Genomic DNA, 17170 nt, shown 5'->3' on the forward strand with positions numbered 1-17170 from the left:
GCCCCGCCAACCAGCCGCTCCTCCCTCGCGCGCCACTGAACCGCCGCGGCCGGGACGACACACACCGTCCCGGCCGCGGACGGACCGCGGGACCCAGCAGATCGCCCGCACGCTCTGGCAAGCCCCCTGACAGGCCACCCTCATCGACACCTACGAATCCCACGAACTCGACGACATGACGCCAGCCGCAGCACTGGACGCCGTCATCGCCGACCTTCGCTCCCACCCCGTCGACGCCGGCCCCGGCGGCTTCTTCACCGCCCTGCGCCACATCGACCTGCTCAGCCATCTCGCCCTGCGCTTCGCCGGCGACGCCCACTACCACCTCGGCTCTGCCCACGAAACGGGCTCCGCCTGGCATCCAGTCGAAGCACTCACCAACGCGGCCGTCCCGCTCAGCAGAGCGCAGTACCACTACGCGCAGGCCATGGTTCCGCTCGCCACGTTCAGCAAACCGAACCCTGACACGTCCACGGCTACACGGCTGGACGGCATCGAGCATCACAGCGCGCTGCGCTCCCATCTCCACGCCGCCGCGCAGTCCCTCGACGAGGCCCGCACCACGCTGCGCACGCCCACCCCGGCACGGCTTCCGTCCCCCTCTGCCCCGCCCCCGGCGGCGACATCGGAACAGACCGCTTCGCGCCGGGCCCGCTGAGCAACCGCCAGCCCCTCCCCCCAACAAACCTCCCTGGACTGCCTTGTCTTTTCTCGACCTCCCCGATGTGTTCATCGGGTCCACCGATGACGGGCACACCTTCGTCGTCCTCAACCGCCGCATCCGCGACGCCGACCGGCTGCTGACCGATGCCGGATTCCTCGCTTGTGAACACCTCGGCCGCACCCTCTACCTGCTCCCACCGGGCACGGCCCAGGACGCCCACGAGCGCGCCGGGGTCGCGATGTACGGGCTCCTGGCCCACACCCACGACCTTGTCGACCTCTCCTGGACGACGCGCTGGAGCCCCGGTACTCCCGAAGCCGATCCCGACCTCCGCTTCCAGTTCACCGACGGCACCGTGACGGCGACAGCCGGGACCACCGCCGCCCGCTCACTCCTGGAGCAGTGCGGCTTCGCCCTCGCGGCGGACGGCCCCTCCTATCAGCCACCGCCCGGACTGGAGCAACGCGGCCTGCTCGGCGCCGTCACGGCCGCCGAAACGCACGCCTACACCCACGGCCTCACGGTCCGCGTCGGCCTCGGCATCCCCACACCGATGGACATCCCGGCCGCACCCCGCCCTGCATCACCTGTGGCCCCCAGCCCGCCGCCCGGTCCGGCGACGCGTCGTCGCCCGCGCTGATTCCCACACCCGCCGCCCTTCTCAAGGGCATGCCCCGGAGCCCCTGTTGCCCACCGCCGTCGATCTCCACGAGCAGATCAACCACCTGCTCCACCTCGCCCACGACTTCAAGGCCCTCCACGACCGGGTCCGCGACCTCGCTGTCGCACCAGGAACAGAAGCCCTTCGGCAGCTCACCCCCCTCGTGCTCAAGAGCCAGGAGCTGGTCGGGAAGGCGCTCCTGCCGCTGTCCGCCCTCGACGCAAGCCCGTACACAGCCGTCAGCGGCAGCCGGCAAGCACTCAACGCTCTCGGTGCCGTCGTCTCCGGTGCATCCCTGGCCAGCTCCGGCCTCGCGCACGCGCTGGCCGCCAACCCCCTGGACAGCACCGGTTTCGCCGGACCGCACCAGAACGAGGACAGCATCCGCAACGCCCGGCATGCCCGTGCCGTACCCGAGATGGTCGGCTACCTCGCCGACGCCGCCCACCAGCTCGACGTGTGCGAAACCGCCTGCCACTACCTGGTCACCGGCATCACCCGCGACCTCGAACGCGCCTCCAACAGCAGCCAACAGGCGCCGCGCAAGATCAGTCCCACCCAGTACGAAGCGCTGCGCGCGCTGGCGAAGGGCGGCGCCACGATGCAGACACGAGGCCGCGGCTCGACCATCGTCCTCACCCCCGACCACACCCTGATCACCATTGCCACGTTCCAGTCCCTGGACAAGCGCGGCCTGGTCCACCTCGACACCTCCGTACCGCTCTACCAAGGGCGGGGCATCACCGTGACTCCCGAGGGGCATCGCACGCTGGCCCAGCACCGGGCCCGCACCGGTGCCACCACGGTTCCAGCAGCCGCGCCAACAGCCACGGCGGTCACGGTGACGCGGGAGGTGCGCCGATGAGGCCGTACGCACATGACGACCGGGCCATGGTTTCGCCTCGGTACATGGCAGGCGCCGGCGACCGGATCGCCGACGTGATCGGCCCCCTCATCCACCTCTTCGGGTGGAAGCACGAGCGCGATGCCGTCACCGGGCACGTCGCAATCGACAGCCCCGACGCCAGCCTGTTCATCGACTTCGTCCCACTGCACCCGCTCGGTCGGTGGTTCACCGTGGCCCACCATGAGCCGTACTGGGAAGCGACGTTCAGCAGGCAGGCGCCCCTGGAGGCGGTCGCCGCCGTCACCCAGGCACTGCCCCAGCTGCTGGGCGATGCCCGTCACGCCGACCGCATCCCGATCACGGACATGCCGCTGGACCAGCTCGCCGAGCTGAACGGCTGGTCCGCCGAGGACAGCCTCCTCACCTCGCCCGACCTGTACTGCCGTCTAGAGCACACGCCCGGCGAGGAGATCGCCTGGCAGGTCGAGCACGTCTACTTCAAGGGGGCGCCGCTGGCCACCTTCACGCAAGACACCCCCGAGTGCCTCGTCCGCAACTTCTTCTCCGACCTGGCCACGCCCATGGCGGTGGAGCGGGTCTTCGCCGATGTCCCCCTCAGCACGCGGCATGGGCGCACCGCCTTGATCACGCCGGTCCGGGGGGCCGCAGTGAATCCACAGGTTCATCACGCGCTCTCGCAGCTCGACCGCCCCGGCCGCCGTCGCTGACTCCCAATCTCCCCGGAGCCATCCCTGACCGAGAAGACCGCCTACCTTGAGCCCGCTGAACAACTCCTAATGCTGGCAGCCGACTTCACTCGCTTCAACGACGCCCACAATCGATTCGCACTCAACGGCCCAACCCCCACCACCCTGCTGAACGCCCAGACGGAATCGGCACAACATCTGGCTCAATCTGCGCTCACCATCGTGCACACCCTCAACGCCCAGCCGATGTACCACAGCCCCGCGATCCACGCGGTGTATGCACGCGTGCGCCAACTCGCCCAACTGGCAACCGATGCAGCCGACCATCTCATCGATGCCGTCGACATCCTCGACAACACCCGCGCCGGGCTTCCCATTGAAATCGGCGACGACTTCCTGACGGTCCTGACCGAACAGCAGGCCCGCCAGGAGGCTAGCCGGCGCTTCACCCTCGTCGCGAGCCTCACGGCACTGGGCGCCTCAGACGCCCTGGCAACCTCTGAAATCTTCGTCGCCGAACGCCGCCACCGGGGCTTCGTACCCGAGTACCGGCCGCCCGTCCTGTCCCCCACCCAGGACTCCACGCTGCGCGCGGTGGCGCGCGGCGACGTGGCGATCACCAGCGGCAAGCCCTATCTACGCCGCGAGGACCTCCGCGTCAGCATCAGCACCATCCGCGCCTTGGAGAGCCGCGGCCTGGTGATGCGTGAAGACTGCCCGGACTGGTTCCGCGACGAGCGCGTCCATCTCACCGCAGCCGGGCGCCTCAGCCTCGCCGCCTCCTTCGCCCGGCCCCGCTCCGCCGCTCCCCCCGCGGCACGCCCACCAGTCCGCCCAGTTGCAACCGCCGCCCGCACCGCGGCCCGGTGACCGCTCCCCTGGAGTTGCGCACGCCTTCCGACACCCCGACGGCACACGACCTCGCCTGTGCCCTCGCCGACCAGATCCCCGGCGCCGCTCCCCGCGACGTGATCGTCAGCTTCAGCGTCCGCCGACAGGCGGCAGCCGACTTCGGCCACCGCTCCCGAGGCGGGCCCGTGACGGTGTTCGCCCAAGCTCTGCACGCCGACCTCTTCGGCCTCCCCACCGACGACGAGCCGCTGCCCACCGCCCTCGATGCGCTCTTGCAGGCCACGCACACCGCGACCGCGCCCGAGCAGCAGACCGCGATCCTGCGACAGGTCGCCGAGCAGCTGCGCAATGCCACCGAGATCATCCAGCGCTACCAGTACCGGGCCCAGTGGGACCGGCTGCCCGACGACGTAGCTGAACAGCTCCGAGACGCTCACGACCAGGCCCAGCAGGTCGCCCAGAACCTCGACCTCGTCGCACCCGCCTTCAGCAGACATCCCGCCGCGCCCGTGACGCCCGGCCGGCAACACATCGCCGGCCCGCCCGCGCTCCCGACTCCACCGGCTGGGCGCCGCCGCTGACCTCCGGCGACAGCCCCCGCCGGGAAAGGCCCCACCCTGACCACTGCCGATCCCCTCCACATCCTCCTCACCCAACCCCGTTGTTCGCTTGGCGTGTTCGTCCCGGCCGGCCTCCATCCGGTGACCGCCGAGCGCCGTCACCTCGACCAGCTCACGCAGGCAGGTGCCGACCTGTTCGAGGTCGGCCTGGCCACCGAGGACGCCTTCCTCGACGGACCCGTCATCCAGGCCGCCTACCAACGCGCCCTGCGAAGCGGAAACGTCGTCGATGCCGCCGTCCGCGCCGTCGAGCATGCCGCCGGCCTCCGGCAGACCGTCGTCATGACCTACTGGGAGCCCGTCCACCGCCACGGCCCCGAGCACCTGGCCCGCCTGTTCGCCGACGCAGGTGCCGCCGGCGTGATGGTCGTCGACCTGCCCGCCCACCAGGCGGCCCGCTGGCACGACACCGCGCGGGACGCGGGTCTTCGCACCCCACGCCTCATCCCGCGCACCACCCCCGACACCAGCCTCCCGGCCGCGGTCGCCGGCGCCTCCGGATGGCTCTACGCCCCCGCCAGCACAGCCCCGACCGGTTACCAAGGGCCGCTCCATCTCCCGGCGCTCGGGCACTTCACCCGGCGCCTGCGCAGCGTGAGCCCGCTGCCCGTGGTCTCGGGCGTGGGGATCTCGACGCCGGCCCTCGCCGCGCGCGTCGCCCCGGTGGTGGATGCCGTCGTCATCGGCACCCCCGTCGTACGCGCCCTGGCCACCGACCCTGAGCGAGCTGCCGAAGTGACTGCCGCGTTCGCCCAGGCCCTGCACACACCCACCTCCACGGAGACCCGTGCCTGATCGCTCCGCCCCGGCCCAGATCCTCGACCGGATCACCGCCGACGCCCTTGCCCTGCACCGGGCCCTGCGCACCAGCACCACCGACGACACACACGCGTTGGGCGCACGGATCACCGAGACCCAAGACCTCGCCGACACCGCCCTGCATCTGTTCCGCGTCCTCGCACAGCACACGCCGCACACCACGTCCGCGGACCTGCTGCTCCTCGAACGGGTCGCGCATATCGCCAAGGCCGCCCAGGACGCGGGCGCCGAACTCGCCGCCGCCCTTGCTCGCGCTGTGGAGAACCGGCGCCGCCGAGCCGACGCCGTGTCAGGACAGGTCGTCCTCATCGGCCCCTCACCGCAGCAGTTCATCGAGTCGGCCACCGACCTCCTCGACCGCATCCCCGCCCTCTACCACGCCATACACCGTGACCGGCTGGCCCCGCCCAGCCCACTGACGCACCAGCCGCATTGAGAGCGTGCCCCCCGTTTCCCCACCTCCAGGACAGACCATTTCAGATCAGCCCCGATTCCGCGCCCTTTCCCTCGGCGCCGGAGTTCAGTCCAGCACCCTCCTCGCCCTTTCAGCCGAGGGGATCCTCCCGAAGGTCGACTACGCGATTTTCGCCGACACCGGCTGGGAACCCGAAGCCGTCTACGCCCATCTAGACCGCCTGGAACGGGAGATAGCCAAACCCGCCGGAATACCCCTTCTACGTGTGTCGTCCGGGAACATTCGCAGCGACGCCCTGAACCCGGACCACCGATTCGCCTCCATGCCCCTCCACATCCTGAACAAGGACGGGCGTCCGGGAATGACCCGCAGGCAGTGCACCGGCGAATACAAAATAAAGCCGATCAAAAAGAAGGTCCGCGACCTACTCGGGCACCCCTACCCTTCGCGCATCCCCAAGGGGGTGTTCGTCGAGCAGTGGGTGGGGATCTCCACCGACGAGTTCCACCGGGCCAAGGACGCCGATGTGAAGTACATGCGCAACCGGCATCCACTTCTGGACCTTGACTGGAGCAGGGCGGACTGCGTCCGCTATCTCACCTCGCTCGGACTGGCCGAAACACCGAAATCCAGCTGCCTGGGATGCCCGTTCCACGGAAATGCGCAGTGGCGGCATATCAGGGACACATCCCCGTCCGAGTGGGCGGACGTCGTCGAATTCGACGCGGCCATCCGGCAGGGGAACGCCCGCGCCAACGCATCCGGTAGCCGGCTGCTCGGCGAGGCGTTCCTGCACCGCTCCCGCGTCCCGCTCAGCCAGGCGCCGATCGACCACGTCACCGCCGCCGAACGGGCAGCCCTGCGCCTCGGCGAGGGCGAGGGCGACGAGCTGGAGAACGGCGTCACGGACGGCTGCTCGCCCTGGTCCTGCCGCGGTGACGTCGACACCGCGGGGCAGGACGACTACGGGCTGGTCGCTTGATACTTGATCTCTTCGCGGGGCCGGGCGGCTGGAGCAGGGCACTGGGCACCCTCGGCGCGCAAGACATCGGCCTGGAATGGGACCCATGGGCCTGCAAAACTCGCACTGCCGCTGGGCAATTGACGATTCAGACCGATGTGGCGACGTATCCGACGTGGCCCTTCATCGGTCGGACCCACGGCCTGATCGCGTCCCCACCGTGCCAGGCATGGTCGATGGCCGGCAAACGCCTCGGGCTGATCGACCAGCCCCTGGTCCACCAAGCGGTCTCAGACCTCGCCGCTGGTCGCGACACCCGCGAAGCGCTCCTCAGCGCCTGCCAGGATGTGCGTTCCTTGTTGGCCGCCGAGCCCATGCGCTACCTCCACGACCTGAATTCGGTCGGAGAGCCGGAGTGGGTCGCCATGGAAGAAGTGCCAGACGTCCTCCCGCTGTGGAAGCAGTACGCGGTGATCCTGCGCCGCTGGGGGTTCTCCGTGTGGACCGGCATCCTCAACGCGGCCGACTACGGGGTGCCCCAGACAAGGAGGCGGGCGATCCTGCTCGCCTCCCGCGTCCGTACCGCCCAGCCGCCCCCGCCAACCCACGCCAAAATCGAAGAGCCCGAGGGGCTGTTCGGGCCTGGCCGCACCCGCTGGGTCAGCATGGCGCAGGCCCTGGGGTGGGGCGCCACCGACCGGCCCGTGCCCACCGTCTGCGCCGGCGGCGGGCCCGGCGGCGGCGCCGAGCCCTTCCCCTCCGGCTCGCGGAAGGCGTTGTCCACCGCCCGCGCCCGCGGCACCTGGACACCCCGCCCGGACGCCCCCCTCCAGCCCTCCGGCCGGGAAGGAACCAAGCCTGCCGACCGGCCCAGCTACCAGGACGAACAGGCAGCGGGCCGTCCCGTGCTGGAGCCTGCCTGGTCGTGGTCCTTGCGGAGCAACAACCAGGCCCACGCCACCGTCCGGCCCTTGTGCGAGCCCGCGGGAACGCTGTTCTTCGGGCATCGTTCGAACGAATGCACCTGGGTCGCCGAGCCCGCTGCCTCGCCTGCCGGGGACGCAGAATCGCCCGCCGTCCCGGCGCCCATCCGGATCACCGCCCAGGAAGCCGGAGTTCTGCAGACGTTCCCCGCCGACTACCCCTGGGCCGGCAACAAGGGCCAAGTCTTCAGCCAGATCGGCAACGCCGTACCGCCCCGCCTCGCCGCCCACCTCCTCGCCCCGCACCTCGGCAAGACCCTCACCCCCGACGACTTCACCCTGGCCGCCTAATGCCCCACCCCGCCGACCCGTACGAGGGCGACGACCTGGACGACCTGCCACCGCCACAACCCGTGCACTACGCCGAACAAGCCCTGCTCGGCGCCCTCCTAGTCGAACCACACCGGCTGAAGACCATCGGCCACCTGGAGCCACACCACTTCGGCAACCACGCCCACAGCACTCTGTTCCTCGCCATGCGCACCGTGCCGGCCCCCAGCCCGAAGCAGCACGCGAAGGACGTAGCCTGGCTCAACGCCGTACTGGCCAAGGCCCAGCCCGAGGCGCCGGGACTGACCGCCTCCTACCTGCACACCCTCATCCAGGTCTGCCCACGGCCCGAGCACGCCGCGGCGTACGCGGGCATGATCCGCGCCGATCACGCCCGCCGGATGCTTCGCGAGCACGCCGACCGCCTCTGCCAGATCGCCACCGACGCCACGCTGCCGGACCCGGCCGTGGCCGTCCTTGCGCAGGCCGATGCCCTGGGTCGCTACCTCGACGAACTCACACCCCAGTTCGCCCCGCATCCCGGCTCCCTACCCCGCACCCCTGCACCGCCGCCGCCCCCGCCCGAGGCCGGAGAAGAAGCCCTCGACGAGGAGCAACTGCTGCTCGCCACCGCCACGGCCCACCCCAACGAAGTGACGGCCATGCGGTGGCTGCAGCCCGACGACTTCACGCACCCTCTGCACGCCGGACTGTGGCAGTGCCTGGTCGCCCTGACGCGGAGCGATACCCCCGTCGACCCCGTGACGGTCCTGTGGGAGGCGCAGCACCGTGGCCTCCTCAGCGCCGGGGCCGAGCCGAGTGAGCTGCTCGACCTCCTCGCCGGACCGGTCGGCTCCCCGGAGTGCTGGGGCGAGCGGATCCTCCAGCGCTCCGTCCTCGGGGCCGCCCACCACACAGGCCGGCGTATCGAGGCGTTCTCCGACGACCCGGCCACCACGCCGTACCAGCTCGTCGTCGGCAGCCGCCGCGCGCTCGCCGACCTGACCGCCGTACGTACCCGGTGGCAGCACGCCACCTCGCCCGCGCCGGAGAGCAGGCCCGCGCCCACCAGAGGCACAGCGGCGCCCCGGACCAGTCCACCACGGACCACGGCTCCGCCCACGACACGCATCTCCCGCTGACCCAAGCCCGCCGCTGTCCTGCCCCCTTGGCCCGGACACCGGCAGAAAGAGCCTCCTTGGTGACACCCCCCTCCATCGACGCCCACGTCCGCCTCGACACCCACCCCACGCACCCCAGCGCTGTGATCGCCACCCTCACCGGCGCCCAAGCTCACATCTCCCACGTGGGCCTGGAGGCCGCCGACTGGCACGTCGTCGCCAAGAACACCCTGGTCCTGGCCCGCATCGACCACGAGGAGCCCTACTGGGCCGAGGATGCAGCCAAGCACCTGCGCGCCGAAGGCATCACCGTCGAGATCACCCCTCGGCTCCGGGAGGCCATGGACGAGGAATGGACCTGGGCGAACTATCCAATGCCGTGGTGCACCCGCAGCGAAATCCGCGAGGTCTCCAATCAGGCGCAGAAGATCCACGACGACATCCACCACGGCCAGCTCCTCATCCACGCCCACGCCCAAGACGGCCACACCACCGTCGCGGTCGGGACTTACCTCGGCCAAGGCGGCAAGTCCGTCTACCTGCACGGCGAGGACCACCTGCGCCAGGTCGCCGACACCTTCGACTCACCCGCGCAAGCCCTGCTCGCCTTCGAGAAGATCCACGCGGCCGAGATGCGCCCCGGCCCAGCACCCCTGACCGACACCGAACGCGCCGCCATCGAGGCCCGCTCCGTCTTCGACGTCACCGCGGCCAAGGCCGAACCCTCCCGCCCAGACCCGGATACAGTCCCCGTCTACCTGGCCGATGCCGGCGACCACGACGCTCTCCTCGACGCCTTCCTCGACGCGCACGGCGAGTTCGAGAAGTGGCGGACCTGGTCGGATGAGACAACCCACGCCATCCACGAGTCCCAGACCCTGCGCATCGAGCGCGTCCACGAAACGCCAGCTCACGAAATAGCGTGGACCGTGGCCGCCTACGAGACACCCGTCTCCGACCGCATGTGGGTCCTCACCGCGACCGGCGCCACCCCCGCCCCGGTGTTGGAGGAGCTGCTGAATCACCTCGCCGACGGCGACGGCTGGGACACAGTCATCGGCGCCCCGGTGGACGAGAAGATGGTCACCGCGGCCACGGAGCCCCTGTCCGAGGCCGGATGGAAGCACACCGTGGACGGTCGATGGATCCGCTGGACGTCCCCCGCCGGGGACGCGGGCATCCAGTTCGACGCCTTCACCGCCCAGCACCCGAGCCAGAACCTGGCCACCTGGACCGTATGGGCCGGTGCCGATCCTGAACGGCCCGCCTGGACCCTCACCGCGTCGCCGCACACCCCAAGTTCGCTGCTGGCCGACCTCTCCGAGAACCTCGTCCACAGAACCGCCACCCGCAGCCCTCAGACCGCGGGCCGCGAACCAACAAAGAAATTCGCCGTCACATCGCCGACTGCTCAGACGGTCACGAGCAGCCTTGCAGCCAGCCGTAGGCGCTGATCACGGGTACGCCGGAAGAGGCCACCGGACGACCAAATCTCGACAAAGGACGCCCATTGCCAGGGACGCCGTCGGCCGTCACTCCACCCCATAGCTCGCGGAACAGCTCGTGCGCCCAGTCCACGTGCCTCGGCTGCGGAACTCCACCCGTACGTCGTCCGTCCAGTAATGGCTGAACGCCTTCCTGCGAGTGATGCCCGAGGCAGGTTCCGGAGACCCGACAACGGCGAGAGGAGCTTGGCTGCCCTGCAGGCCCCTGGAGCTACCACGATGCTTGCGACCAAGTGCGGCGAGTAGAACTGAATGCAAGCAGCGTGACGAGGCCCGGCAACCGACACGGGTTGCCGGGCCTCATCGCATCGTCAGTCAACGAGGTAGTGGGCTTCGATGTAGGCGACGGTGGAGCCGTACGGTTCGCCCACCGGCTTCAACGCGTACCGGCGGAAGACCGCGGCGGTGGCGCGGCGGACACCTCGGTTGCGAGCCTCGGCGTTGTCCCATGACTGCGCGAGGGTGCGCTTGACCACCTGATCGATCTCCTCGGCCAGGTTCCGCTCTGTGACGGTGAGGCCGGACGGTGCGTGATCGTGAATGATTCGCGACAGGACACCCACGTGGTCGTCGTCCAGCACGACGGCTTCGTCGGGGTGCTTCTCGGCGTCCACGATGGCACGGGCGACGCGGAGCGCATCGGCCAGGAACTCCAGGGCGTCCTGCGCGTTCTGGATGATCCGGTCCCGCAGCTGCCTGATTCGCTCCGCGAGGGCGGTGTACTTCGCGGACCCTGGTTCGACGCCCTTATCGAGGGCGTCCTTGATGTGGTCCAGGATCTCCGCCGCAGACGGCGGCCTCTTGTCCTCGCCGTCGTCCTTGCCAGGCTTGGGGCGGACGAGGGCCAGCAACTCCTTGAGGATGGCGATGCCCTGGGCGTCCAGGACGAGGGCTTCCTCCTGGGAAGCGGCCACGGAGAAGGAATGGACGTGAGCATTGATGATCTCCAGGACCATTGGTCCCAGCTCGCCCAGCCGTTCCTTCCTCTCCTCGTCGGAGGACTTCTTGAACAGGGTCGTGTAAACGGAGCCGAACAGCCCGAATCCGTCCTGGTACTTGGCGACCCGCTTGTCGGTGTTGATGAGCGGGTACAGCCGGGCCAAGAGCCGGTAGTCCTTGGCGAACACCTCGGCTGCGTCCGGGTGGGTGTCCAAGAAGGCATTGATGGTTCGCACGGACTCGTAGCCGTGGACCGTGAGATCCAGCCCCTCCACGTCTGCGAGGAGGTCTTCGATGCGGGCGAAGGTGGTACGGAACTCGGCGACCAGCTCGGTCAGGTCGGTAACGAACCCGCCGCCCTTGCCGGCGGATCCCTCCGAGGTGGGGTCCACGACGGCCCGCTGGACCTCTTCGGCCAGGCTGATGTAGTCCACGACCACCCCGGTGGTCTTCACAAACCCGGTCGGGGATACCCAGGTGCGGTTCGGACGGGTGATCGTCTGGAACAGGTTGTGGGCCTTCAGCGGCTTGTCCAGGTAGAGGACGCCCTCGTTGGGGGCATCGAAACCGGTCATCAGCTTGGCTGTCACGACCAGGAAGCACAGCGGGTCGTCAGGAGAGAGGAATCGCCGCTTCTGGTCCTCCTCGTCGACCTCTGAGAGCCGGTACGGCCGCATGGCAGGGTCTTCGTCCTTAGCGTCCGAGACGTGGATATTCACCTCGGCGGTGATCCGCTCGCGCTTGCCGACCTCAGCGAGAACCCGGGACGCCTCGAAGCCGGCAAGCAGTTCGTTGATCTTGGCCGTGTATGCCACGGCCAACTCACGGTTGTAGGCGACGACCTGGGCCTTGAGCCCATTGCGGTAGGCGCTGGCCAGGTAGTGGTCCACGATGTCCTGGCAGACCGTGTGTATGCGGTGGGGGTTGGCGAACACCGAGGTGAGGCGCCCGAACTTGCGGGACAGAGTTTCACGGTCAGGGTCGTCGAGGTCGAATTCGTCGGCGAACTGGTCAAACTCTGCCTGCAGTGCCTGGTCGTTTATCTCGAAGGTGACCGGGTGTGGGTCCAGCATGACCGGGACGGTTGCCTCGTCCAGCAGAGACCGGGACACCGAATACCGGTGCAAAACCCTGTCCGGGTCGGTCTCCTCGCCAAAGAGGGCGAAGGTGTCGGTTGCGAGGTTCCTGACGGGGGTGCCGGTCATGCCGAAGAACTTCGCGTGCGGCAATGCTGCGCGCATCTGGCCGGCCAAGGACTGTGACTTATCGGACTGGGTGCGGTGGGCCTCGTCGACCAGCACGATGATGTTCCTGCGGGTCGACAGGTTCTTGCCGGCATCGGCGAACTTATGGACGGTGGTGGAGATGACGCCGCGCACGTCGTCGGCCAGCAGGGAACGCAACTCCGCGCTGGTGGCGGGCTGGTGGAAGTAGGCGTCCCCCATAGCGGAGGTGAATACCCCGGAGGTCTGCCGGACGAGATGCGTGCGGTCCGAGAGCAGGATGATCGTGGGCGAATCGGTGCGGGTGTCGGCCAACAGCAGGGAGGCGGCGAACACCATCAGCAGCGTCTTTCCAGACCCCTGGTGGTGCCAGATCAGGCCCTTCGCTCCGTCGGCCAGGACCCGCTTGTGGATCAGATGGGCGGCCTCCATCTGCGGGTAGCGGGGCAGATACTTCTTGTCCGCGCCGCCCCCGGAGGTATCGAAGAGGACGAAGTTGGCGAGCATGTCCAGGAGCGTGGCCGGGGCGAGTAGCAGCTCGACGGAGCGTTGCAAGTCGGCCTGCCCGGACAGGTTCTCGTCGTCCTCGGTGGAACGGAACGGCTGCCACAGGTTCAGGGGCGCGCCGGCTGCACCGAACCTCAGCTTCAGCCCGTCGGAGGCGACGGCGAAGACGTTCGGGGTGAAAAACCACGGATACTCAGTGGCGTACACGTCGTTGATCTCGCGGGCGGCGTCGGTCCACCCGGATTTCGCGGTCGGTGACTTCACCTCAACTACTACCAAAGGTAGGCCGTTGACCCAGTACACGAGGTCGAACCGGCGAGGGGTCTTGCCGGGGACGGCTATGGTCACCTCGTCCGACACGACCAGCGTGTTGGCGGCCGGGTGCTCGAAATCGATGACCTTCAAGGCGTGCCACACGCCGTCGGCGGCACGGAACTCCTTTTGTCCGCGCAGCAGTTTCAGCACGTGCTCGTTGGCGCGCACCAGGCCGCCTTCGACGGCATTGACCGTGGCGATGATCTCCTCGACCACAACGGCCACGTCAAACCCGTCGATTATCCCTGGGTTGAGCCGGACGATGGAGTCCCGCAGCTGGCTGGCGAGCACTGTCTGCGTCGTCTCGCGCGGCAGCGACCTGCCCGCCGTGAAGCCCCATCCCATCGGGAGAGACCACTGGATCATTAAGTTCTGAAACTCGCGCTCACGAATGCCCTTTGCCACGGCTCAGACCTCCAACTCGGCAGACTTGATATCGATCGTGCGGTCCAGTAGCCCCGCCGCAAGGCTTTCGCGGGTTGCTCGGAGACTGCTCGCCTGGCCTCGGAGGGAGTCCATCGTTTCTACGATGGCCCCGAGACGCCCCGCCCAGTCCTGCTGGTCGGACAACGGGATATCCGGGACGGGAAATCTGCTGAGGGTCGCGCGGTTGATGGAGGCGATCCCTGTCGTCTGGGTGCCGAAAGTCTCGAACCACTCCCGACCGAACGTATTACCCCAAGCAGACACGAAATATGGATCGAAGCGCCGGTCGGTGACCCGGACCCTGAAGACGTGGTTCTGGTGGATGCAGTCGGGAATCTGATCCTCCCAGACGTGCCCGCGACCAAGCTTGTCCTTGTCCCCGCCCTCGTTCATCAGAATGTCGCCCGCGCGCAGTCGAAGCTTATCGGCCTTGGCCTGGGTGGTCTGGATCGTCGCCACCTCAGACAGGTCCAGATGATGTCGATGGACATTCGCCACACGCAGGTACGGCACCGCCACAAGATCCGGCTGCTCAAGGTCCTTCTTGTTCTTCGTGAGCCCTCCCGAGATGTCGCAGAACGACGCCAACGGGACCGCCGCCTCGTCGGTTACCGCGGCCGCCATCTCTCGCCCCAGCGCCCACCAAAGATCATCAAGCACGTCCGCCTCGGCGTCGAGCGCGGTGATCTGGTCGTCAACTGCGTCGAGTACTTCGACGATCCGTGCCTGTACCCCGAGGGGAGGAATCGGGAGTTGGATCTGCAAGAGTTGCTCTGGGGTAAGACGCTTGCGCCGTTGAACTGTCCCACTCACCCGATTCTTCATCTCCGTCCACAGACGCGGTGAACGGCAGACGTGTCTCATCCAGTCGGGCATCAGTTCTGGGCCAAGCGTGAACGTCGGGAACTCGTTGCTGACGACGAATCCGTCGAACTCGGCTGGCACTACGGTGATCGGGCCTTCCCACGCGGTCAATTTGCGCATCACGACCTGGTCGACGCGCAGCACGTTCATTGCCGCGTACCCTGTGTCTCCGCCGTCGAATTCGCCTTTGGCGACAAGTCCCTGTCCTGCGTTCAGGACCCCGGCCAGACGATAGGTGATTGCTGGCTTCATCGGGGTGCGCTGGATATCGAGGCGCATCACCTCGCCGAGCGGTCGAAGCGAATAGCCGTCACCCATCGAAGCCCTTGATGCCTGCGGTGGAACGGCCACCCTGCGGCGCGCAGGAGCCTCCAGGTCACCGAGGCTGATCTGCTGCCAGTCACTCATCAAAGCCCTCGATCCCTGCGGCGGAGAGGACTGCAAGCATGCGCTGCTCGGCCTTTTGGCGTTCAGCCCGGGCGATGTTGTAGGCGTCGATGAGGGTGCCTAGGTCTTCGTGCTCGGCGGCAGCCTGCTTGATGTAGCGGCCGATGTTGAGGTCGTACCCGTTCGCGACGATCTCTGTAATGGGGACAAAACGCGCCGAGAGGCCGCCTTCTCCGTCACCGTCTCTGCCCGAGTGGAAGGCGGTCACGACGTCGGCGATGTCTGCGTCAGTGAGGACGTTGCGGTTCTTGGCTTTGGTGAAGCGTGTGGAGGCGTCGATGAACAGCACGCCGTCTTGCCGCATCGGGGGCTTGGTGCCTGGGCTACGGAATACGAGGATGCAGGTCGGAATCGATGTGTTGTAAAAGAGGTTCGCTGGAAGCCCGATCACGGCTTCGAGCAGGTCGCCGCCTAGGACGCGCTTGCGGATGGCTCCTTCCTGGCCGCCTCGGAAGAGGACGCCGTGCGGCAGGACGACGCCGGCGCGACCCTTCTTCGGATCCATGCTGGCGATCATGTGCTGCACGAATGCCCAGTCCGCCGACGACTGTGGGGCGACCCCTCCGATGGCGCGGGGGTCGTTGGTCCAGGGTTTCCACTTCAGGCTGTAGGGCGGATTGGCCACGATCACGTCGAATTGCTTGACGGATCCGTCCGGCTTCTTGAAGCGCGGATCCCTCAGGGTGTCGCCGACCTCGACCTTGAACTCGGTCAGGTTGTGCATAAAGAGGTTCATGCGGGCCACACCTGCGGTGTCCGTCACCGCCTCCTGCCCGTTCAGGCTGAGTGTGTACCCCCGCCCGCCGTGGGCCTTCAGGAGGCTCGCGGCGGCAATGAGCATGCCGCCCGACCCGCAAGTCGGGTCGTATACCGATTCGTGGTTCTTGGGAGCCAGTAGTTCGATGATCAGCTCGACGACCTCGCGCGGGGTGAAGAACTGGCCGGCGCGCGTGCCGGAACCGTCGGAGAAGCGCTTCAGCAGGTACTCGTACGCACCGCCGAGCACGTCGTGGGACATGTTGCCCTCGTGCATCTTGGGGGTGCGGTCCATCGCCCGCATGACCGACGCCAGCACCTCCCCCGGCAGCACCGCTTCGGAGGTCCAGGTCATGGAACCGAACAGACGGGAGAACTTGTCAGGGTTGGCCGACTCGATGGCCTGGAGGGAAGCGCGAACACGCTGGCCGAGGCCGTGCTGGGCGACGGTGGCGAGGATGGACGACCAAGAAGCGCGACGCTCCTGGACGGTGCCAGGGTGAATGAACGGAATCTCGAACGACTGATGGTCCCGGTACTCGATCTCCCGGGCTTCCTCGGCGGAGAGACCGTCCAGACCCTCGTACTGGGCCAGGAACTCCTGGTGGTTGTGCTCCCAGGTGTCCGACAGGTACTTCCAGAACATCAGCGGGAAGACGACCGAGGAGTACTGCGCTTCGGGCATCGCCACGCGCAGCTCGTCGGCGGCGTCCCACAACCGGTTCTCGATCTCCTGCTGGGTCACTGCCATCAGTCGGGGGTGTCCTTGCTCGTCAAAAGGTGGCGACCCGAAGGTCGTGGTGTTCCTATCAGTCAGCCCAGTACGGGGATGCCCGGCGCGCATCCACCGGACACGCCGCCGAGTGGACATGCGCGGGGCGTCGCATCCCTGTGCGGACGACCCGCCAACGATATCCCTCCCCAGGACCACGAAATACGGCAATCGCGCCCAGCGAGCGACGCTCCGAGGGACTGACGGAGACGGCGTCACAGCGACGCCGTGGGCCTGGCCGTCCGATGGCGCGGATCCGTCGGCGGCCGCCCCTTATGCGACGTCGGGCGCGCCCGCCCCTCGTGATCGACAGGTCACCTTCGATCGCCCGCCCGGCAGGTGCATGACTCGGCCCCGATGCGCTCCTGGAAGACGGCGCTATCTACGCCCTCACCAACGACGACTCGATCCCGGGACACGATCATGACGGTCTCTGGGCTTCAGGCAGGCCCACCGCACTCGCTTGAACTCACCTCCACGCTGACAGGCACCCGGC

General features: G+C 68.1%; 15 protein-coding genes. 12 read left to right on the forward strand and 3 right to left on the reverse strand.

What is annotated here, in order from left to right:
- Positions 1 to 175 precede the first annotated feature (175 nt).
- The 12 genes from ACZ55A_RS15955 (at position 176) to ACZ55A_RS16010 (ending at position 10374) form a co-directional block, all read left to right on the forward strand.
- Positions 176 to 658 carry a hypothetical protein gene (locus ACZ55A_RS15955; protein WP_468839835.1) on the forward strand — a complete coding sequence of 161 codons (483 nt, stop codon included), beginning with the start codon at positions 176 to 178 and terminating at the stop codon, positions 656 to 658.
- 43 nt (positions 659 to 701) lie between these two features.
- The gene (locus ACZ55A_RS15960) at positions 702 to 1304 is read left to right on the forward strand and encodes a hypothetical protein (RefSeq protein ID WP_468839838.1); all 603 of its coding nucleotides are present in this window, start codon (positions 702 to 704) and stop codon (positions 1302 to 1304) included.
- Positions 1305 to 1350: 46 nt separating this feature from the next.
- The gene (locus tag ACZ55A_RS15965; RefSeq protein ID WP_468839841.1) at positions 1351 to 2190 is read left to right on the forward strand and encodes a hypothetical protein; all 840 of its coding nucleotides are present in this window, start codon (positions 1351 to 1353) and stop codon (positions 2188 to 2190) included.
- A 44-nt stretch (positions 2191 to 2234) separates the two neighbouring features.
- Positions 2235 to 2900, forward strand: a complete 666-nt coding sequence (locus ACZ55A_RS15970) for a DUF317 domain-containing protein (RefSeq protein ID WP_397881735.1) — start codon at positions 2235 to 2237, stop codon at positions 2898 to 2900.
- A gap of 69 nt (positions 2901 to 2969) precedes the next feature.
- Positions 2970 to 3749: a hypothetical protein gene (locus tag ACZ55A_RS15975; RefSeq protein WP_468839844.1), complete on the forward strand. Its 780-nt coding sequence runs from the start codon at positions 2970 to 2972 to the stop codon at positions 3747 to 3749.
- Positions 3746 to 4312 (forward strand): hypothetical protein, encoded by a 567-nt coding sequence (locus ACZ55A_RS15980; RefSeq protein ID WP_397881737.1) that lies wholly within the window; start codon positions 3746 to 3748, stop codon positions 4310 to 4312. The genes ACZ55A_RS15975 and ACZ55A_RS15980 overlap by 4 nt, the downstream gene beginning before the upstream one ends.
- Before the next feature lie 120 nt (positions 4313 to 4432).
- Positions 4433 to 5146 (forward strand): tryptophan synthase subunit alpha, encoded by a 714-nt coding sequence (gene trpA, locus ACZ55A_RS15985; protein ID WP_468839846.1) that lies wholly within the window; start codon positions 4433 to 4435, stop codon positions 5144 to 5146.
- Positions 5139 to 5606: a hypothetical protein gene (locus ACZ55A_RS15990; protein ID WP_468839848.1), complete on the forward strand. Its 468-nt coding sequence runs from the start codon at positions 5139 to 5141 to the stop codon at positions 5604 to 5606. Before trpA ends, ACZ55A_RS15990 begins: the two co-directional genes overlap by 8 nt.
- Before the next feature lie 37 nt (positions 5607 to 5643).
- A complete protein-coding gene (locus ACZ55A_RS15995) occupies positions 5644 to 6567 on the forward strand; it encodes an adenine nucleotide alpha hydrolase family protein (RefSeq protein ID WP_468840138.1) in 924 nt (307 codons plus the stop codon).
- Positions 6564 to 7820, forward strand: coding sequence for a DNA cytosine methyltransferase (locus ACZ55A_RS16000; RefSeq protein WP_468839851.1), 1257 nt, complete (start codon positions 6564 to 6566; stop codon positions 7818 to 7820). Before ACZ55A_RS15995 ends, ACZ55A_RS16000 begins: the two co-directional genes overlap by 4 nt.
- Positions 7820 to 8941, forward strand: coding sequence for a DnaB-like helicase N-terminal domain-containing protein (locus ACZ55A_RS16005; RefSeq protein WP_468839853.1), 1122 nt, complete (start codon positions 7820 to 7822; stop codon positions 8939 to 8941). The genes ACZ55A_RS16000 and ACZ55A_RS16005 overlap by 1 nt, the downstream gene beginning before the upstream one ends.
- A 59-nt stretch (positions 8942 to 9000) precedes the next feature.
- Entirely contained in the window at positions 9001 to 10374 is a 1374-nt protein-coding gene (locus tag ACZ55A_RS16010; protein ID WP_468839856.1) for an SPDY domain-containing protein, read from the forward strand.
- A 362-nt stretch (positions 10375 to 10736) separates the two neighbouring features.
- On the opposite strand, the gene ACZ55A_RS16015 is transcribed toward ACZ55A_RS16010, so the two are convergent.
- The 3 genes from ACZ55A_RS16015 to ACZ55A_RS16025 are packed head-to-tail and all read right to left on the reverse strand — an operon-like array spanning position 10737 to position 16653.
- Positions 10737 to 13814 carry a type I restriction endonuclease subunit R gene (locus tag ACZ55A_RS16015; RefSeq protein ID WP_468839859.1) on the reverse strand — a complete coding sequence of 1026 codons (3078 nt, stop codon included), beginning with the start codon at positions 13812 to 13814 and terminating at the stop codon, positions 10737 to 10739.
- A 3-nt stretch (positions 13815 to 13817) separates the two neighbouring features.
- Positions 13818 to 15107 (reverse strand): restriction endonuclease subunit S, encoded by a 1290-nt coding sequence (locus ACZ55A_RS16020; RefSeq protein ID WP_468839862.1) that lies wholly within the window; start codon positions 15105 to 15107, stop codon positions 13818 to 13820.
- Positions 15100 to 16653: a type I restriction-modification system subunit M gene (locus ACZ55A_RS16025; RefSeq protein WP_468839864.1), complete on the reverse strand. Its 1554-nt coding sequence runs from the start codon at positions 16651 to 16653 to the stop codon at positions 15100 to 15102. Before ACZ55A_RS16025 ends, ACZ55A_RS16020 begins: the two co-directional genes overlap by 8 nt.
- Between the last annotated feature and the right edge of the window lie 517 nt (positions 16654 to 17170).

Source organism: Streptomyces sp. NPDC034111 (genome assembly GCF_055575375.1).